This window comes from Moorena sp. SIO2C4, assembly GCF_010672485.1.
Lineage (GTDB): Bacteria > Cyanobacteriota > Cyanobacteriia > Cyanobacteriales > Coleofasciculaceae > Moorena > Moorena producens.
Window position 1 is genome coordinate 1 of record NZ_JAAHGN010000487.1, and the last position, 5426, is coordinate 5426.

Genomic DNA, 5426 nt, shown 5'->3' on the forward strand with positions numbered 1-5426 from the left:
CCATCTCAACTGGAATGCGATGCTCTGAAAGAGCCGCTACGCGAACGCATGATTACCATCTCAACTGGAATGCGATGCTCTGAAAGAGCCGCTACGCGAACGCATGATTACCATCTCAACTGGAATGCGATGCTCTGAAAGAGCCGCTACGCGAACGCATGATTACCATCTCAACTGGAATGGGATCACATCATTACCCTCTCACACTAAAGCAATGCTCTAAGCCGCTACCAGAATAAACGAAGTAGAGAACAAATATTACTCAACCCTAGAGTCTAATGTTAGGTGCAGCTAATCTGACTTCCCTACTCCCTACTCCCTGCTCCCTCAAAAACTAACCTAATTGAAAACCGCTCTACTACTACGGCAAATCAATCCTTCTGAGCCAAAATGTGTGTAAGAGTATGGATTATTCTGATCTGGCCACAGTTGTTGACCTTTCTCAACTCCAATTTCTTTAACTACCTCTAACTTACCGTCATCGATCGCTTCATTAACTGCCCTATAGACGCTTTCCCATGCTCCATAATCATCAAAAATTATCAATGCATTATTAAATCGCTTTAAACAGTTATCAATATCTTGTTTGATATACTCGTATTTATGACGTGCATCTATTAAAACCACATCAGCAGGAAAGGTTAACTGATTCCAATCAGAAGTATACACATCAAATCTTTGGAATTTGACATGGTAATTAAAAATATTGTTTAATCTTGCTACTCTGAGGTACCTATCGTTAACATCTAAACCTAGATATTTAGTAAAGTGATCGGATAAGTGCTTTGCCGTCAGCCCCTTGTAACATCCCACCTCTAATAAGGAATATTGTTTTTTCGGTAAAAATTGTTTGACATGATCACGGAATTGTTGGCTAACTGTCCAACAATCTGTTCTTTTATCTACAGGTAAGACTAGATCTTGCCATGTATTCTGTATTCCTTTCAAGATTTCAAGCATAGCTGGTAATTATTAACATTATAACTAGCTATTTAGCGATAATTATTAGCTAGTTGATTTACTTTTTTATTTTACTATATTTCAACAAATATTGACCCCAAATTTCGCAAATCCTATTATCTATAGGATACACATAAATCGGGTAATTACTTGGTTTGATCAAATCCTTATTTAGGCTTACTAAATGAATTGTGAAAATTTTTGTTTCCTGTTCCCTACTCCCTGCTCCCTACTCCCTGCTCCCTTTGCTATTGTAGCAATTATCAGATCATCCCCTGGCTTGACAGTACCCTTGAGGGTACCTTTTCTGTTAAAAATGATTAACGTTAAGTTATTTTAACTCGTTAACCGGTGTCTTTATAAAGTGTGCTAAAAGTTAATACATAGCTGAGACCAAGGGCGGTTGGTGGTGTGGTTAACATTAATCCGGTCTCATACATCAGTTCCGCCAAAAGTCAGTAGCTCAGGCAATAATTCGGATCAGGATGCATAGTGGGCACCATGATTTCGGTTTGAGAATGACGTCAGTCAAACCGATTCAAGTTGACCCGTGACCATGAATGAGAACAGATCAGAACAAAGGTGTTCTATATTCAACCATCCCCCGAGTTTTGAAAAGACAGGGATTTAAGCTAATACATGGGTAGCATGACCAATAATTTAACTAGATTCAGTTGTTCGCGACGGGATTTACTGATAGCTGCACTTGGAGGTGCGACAGCAGCCACGGTGGGCTCAGTAATTCCAGGCGGGATGAAAGGAGTTGCTGCACAGCAGGCTAAATCCTCAGTAGGACCAGTGGGCTTTACCAGTTTCATCCATCCCAGTGCAGTCGTGGGTACTAGGAACTTTAAGATGGGAGCCGCTAGCCTGATTGATGCTTTTGTTACCCTCAAGGGTGCCTCTGCCAAAATTGGTAACGCTGTTAACTTGCAAGACAATACCCGATTGCTCAACTTCCGTGGTCGCTCCTTGGGTCGAGGTAACCTAGAATTGGGGGATGGAACCTTCACCGCCCATGGAGTCACCTTCGTCGGAAGGGTTCGGATCGGACAAGCCTGTGGTACGGGCATCAATGCGATCGTTCAAAATGCCGACATTGGTGACGCGAGCTTTACTGGTTTGGCAGCACAGATTCTGGGAGAGAATCCGAGACGACCCATCAAGATTCCGCCAGCAAGTCTAGTGTTGTTTGGAGCACGGATCTATAGCCAACTTGATGTTAAACCCAATATCATTCCGGTACCTGCTCCATTTTCACTATTCTTTGCTGATGTCGATGAAGAAAACTTAGTACTAGCCCGAGGATTCAACTTACTTTATCGTGCCGCTGCACGCACCATCCCATTTTCTGATGTTGCTGGCAATCCTCGCAATCCTGGGGAGGACTTTCCTAATTTAGATCAAGCCTTTGGAAAGCTATCGGTTGCTCCACCAAGTATTTATAGACGTGGGACCGGAGTCATCCCAGCACGTCAAGCGACTCTGGGAGACTTGGGTTTTGAGCGCTTTGAACCTCTAACACCAGTACCAACTCCAAGCACGCCAGCGGACGATGCTGGGGGAGTGGGCTTGAATGCACCGCCCTCAAACAGTCCTGAAGCTGGTGCAAGGTTCGTTGTCCCTGTGGTAAAGTCCCCCGAACTGATCGATAAAGATGCTATTGTCCTGGGAGGGTGCCAGTTGGCATCAGGAGTAGTGGTTGGTAAGGGGAGCTATATTCTCGGTGATGTGGCTCCCACTGTGTCAGTTGGTAAAGGCACCACTATTGGTAAAAACTCAAGCCTTCATCAGCTAACGTTCACCTCTTGCCGAGTAGGAGCTAGATGCGTTATCGGTGATCGGGTAGTTCTCCATGGTCCACTGGAAATCGAGGATGACGTTACCATTGGCAACGGCACTGTGTTGTTTGGACCGACAGTGCGTAAGGGGGTGAAGATTGGTGCTAGGGTGCTGGTGTTTGGACCGGTGGAGGTCACGGAAGATATCCCGGACGATGCCATTGTAGTGGCACCAGGGAATGAGTTCTTGATTGCACCATCGGCACCGTCTCGCAGCGCACGGATTACTCTACCCCATTCAAATTCAATGCTATCCCAGTGGGGGCGTGCCCAAGCGGCTGGATGCGACTGCGGGTGTGGCGTTGGTGCTCTGGTTCAGATCAGTACTTTAGGTTGAAGTCTTTGCCTTGATCTATGTTGTTTTTCGGGCGTTGCTTAATAATGGAATGATTTTAAGAGTGAGGTGGAATAGGCATCTTGCCTGTCCCTTGATCTTTTGGGGCGGGCAGGATGCCCACTCTACTCCTATTCATGAAAAGACTGACGCAACGCCTCAAGGCAGCTTGTTGGTTGCTGAGCAAATTTTTAATTTTTTAGCGCTGGTTTTGCATAACTTTTGAAAAACAAGCTGATAACTAGGATAGCAACTACAGCAACCTGGCAAAAGTTGACGTTTGCAACAGGTCTTTTAATTAGGAGAAGAAATCCGTGATGAAAAAGTTTGGAATTCTGTTTTTTTTGAGCCTTTTTGCCTTTTTATCACAGGTTAACCCAGCTGAAGCACAGAGGAGGAGAAACACTAACGTTACTATCGAGGCAGAGGTGGTAACAGGCTGGAATCGGCTTTTTGGAAAACCAAGATATCGGTGGGACTTCTTGTCTGCTCCCCTGAACTTGGCAGGAGCAACAACAATGGGTATCTACAACCCCAATGGTAAGGAGCCTCTGCCTCTGACTGCTTCGACACGAAAGGATGCTGTTTTGGCATCAATCGTGGATCCTTTCTTGGAAACAATTTTCCCAGTTTTTGACCTTGAAACCACTGACCCTGGGGCTGTCAACGTACCTCTGCGTCAAATCGATACCTGGGTTTCAGGAGATCTCTCCGTACGAACTCCACTGCCATTTCAATTAGATGCTCCGGTAGTTTCTCGCTCTCAGTCTAATCCGGAATCTCCAAATCCGATTACTGTAGCGGATTGGTTTAAGGCTTCTGGACAAATGCAAATTAATTGCGATTCTAGGGGAAACAACAGGGTCAGAGTCCGACTAAACAATCTGATCCCGAATCGGGTGTACACGGTCTGGGCGATGTGGTATACTGCCGATGGCAATATATTCCCGCAACCATTTGGTGGAGTACCAAATGCTTACGTCACCAATAGTCGAGGAAATGCGGTTTTTAGCAGACAATTGAATTTCTGTCCTCCTGAGGCTGCTAAGAAAGGGATTGATGGTAACAGGCTATTATCAATCATCACTCACCTGCACTCGGATCATATTTTATATGGTGCTGTTCCTGTACCACTGGTGGCTGGTCGTCCTCCTGGCACTGTCTTGCACATGCAGCTGGAATGGAATTTTCCAGGAGTTGGGACAAGATTGATTAAAAAACCTTAGACCTAGCAGCATTAGTAAGCTGTTCAGCATTTAGATTGGGATACCTAAATTAATCAAAGGGAACAGGGAATAGGGAACAGGGAATAGGGAATAGGTAATAACCAATTTAAATGGACATCAGCTTATTATCTTGATGCTGTCGAGAATGGGGAGGGGCTGTGTGCAATGGTTTGCGGGAGCACTTCATACACCTCCCGCGCTCTCTCCCCCTCCCCCCACACGCCCCACACTTCCCGCGCCCCCGCCCCACACTTCCCACACTTCCCACACTTCCCACACGCCCTATTCCCCATGCCCTACCCCCAGGGCTGTAGCAGCACCTAAGTGCTTGAGCAAGGTGGCCTGGGGAAGTGGCCCAAGCAGATGACTCCAAGGCAACACTTGCTCTGTTGACCAGTCGGTATAGACGTAGAAGTCTAGTTCAGGTAACTGTCCTCGCAATTGTTTAAAGGCACGGCGGAAACTGCCTAAGGAATCCCCATAATGCCTGGTTAGTTCTAAGAGTTGGGATAAGCGACGATCCCCTCGGGAAATCAGTGCTTGAATTACTGACCAGTTGTAGCTTTCTGGTCGAAAGTCTATGGCTTGCGATCGCAATTTTTTCTGCAATAACTTGAGGCGCTTCTGGGCTTGGGGATTGACACCAAACCACTGAAAGGGTGTATGAGCTTTGGGAACAAAGGTGGAGCATCCGAGGGTTAAGCCTAGACCGGGGGCTGCTCTCTTAATCTGTTCCATCATCCCTACAGTTTCTTCAACATCTGCTATTTCCTCTCCCGGAACTCCTACCATCCCATAGATTTTGAGACGTTTTAATCCCCCTGCTTTAGCATTCACTGCTGCCTGGATAATTTCGTCATTGCTGAGCTTCTTATTAATAATCTCGCGCAACCTTTGTGAGCCACTTTCTACTGCAATCGTAATGGAACGGGTGTTACGTTTGGTTAGGGTTTGGGCAAGCTTTTCGGTAACTGTATTAGTTCGCACCGAGGCAATACTCAAGCGCACATGGTCGTATTGTGGCTGATTTAGGTAATCTAACAACACATCAAACTCGGGATGCTG

5 protein-coding genes are annotated in these 5426 nt (G+C 45.8%); 3 read left to right on the top strand and 2 right to left on the bottom strand.

Translation table 11 applies throughout. From position 1 onward, the window contains the following. Positions 1–339: 339 nt before the first annotated feature. Positions 340–960: a class I SAM-dependent methyltransferase gene (locus F6K20_RS22600; RefSeq protein WP_008184241.1), complete on the bottom strand. Its 621-nt coding sequence runs from the start codon at positions 958–960 to the stop codon at positions 340–342. Positions 961–1608: 648 nt separating this feature from the next. On the opposite strand from F6K20_RS22600, the gene F6K20_RS22605 reads away from it, so the two are divergent. The 3 genes from F6K20_RS22605 (at position 1609) to F6K20_RS22615 (ending at position 4361) form a co-directional block, all read left to right on the top strand. Then, the gene (locus tag F6K20_RS22605; RefSeq protein ID WP_161603164.1) at positions 1609–3138 is read left to right on the top strand and encodes an LbetaH domain-containing protein; all 1530 of its coding nucleotides are present in this window, start codon (positions 1609–1611) and stop codon (positions 3136–3138) included. A 10-nt stretch (positions 3139–3148) separates the two neighbouring features. Next, positions 3149–3361, top strand: coding sequence for a hypothetical protein (locus F6K20_RS22610; RefSeq protein WP_287296097.1), 213 nt, complete (start codon positions 3149–3151; stop codon positions 3359–3361). Between the two features lie 88 nt (positions 3362–3449). Then, entirely contained in the window at positions 3450–4361 is a 912-nt protein-coding gene (locus F6K20_RS22615) for a hypothetical protein (protein WP_131827151.1), read from the top strand. Positions 4362–4643: 282 nt separating this feature from the next. On the opposite strand, the gene F6K20_RS22620 is transcribed toward F6K20_RS22615, so the two are convergent. After that, positions 4644–5426, bottom strand: a 783-nt coding sequence (locus F6K20_RS22620) for a radical SAM protein (protein WP_287296099.1), incomplete at its 5' end; no start/stop codon positions are given.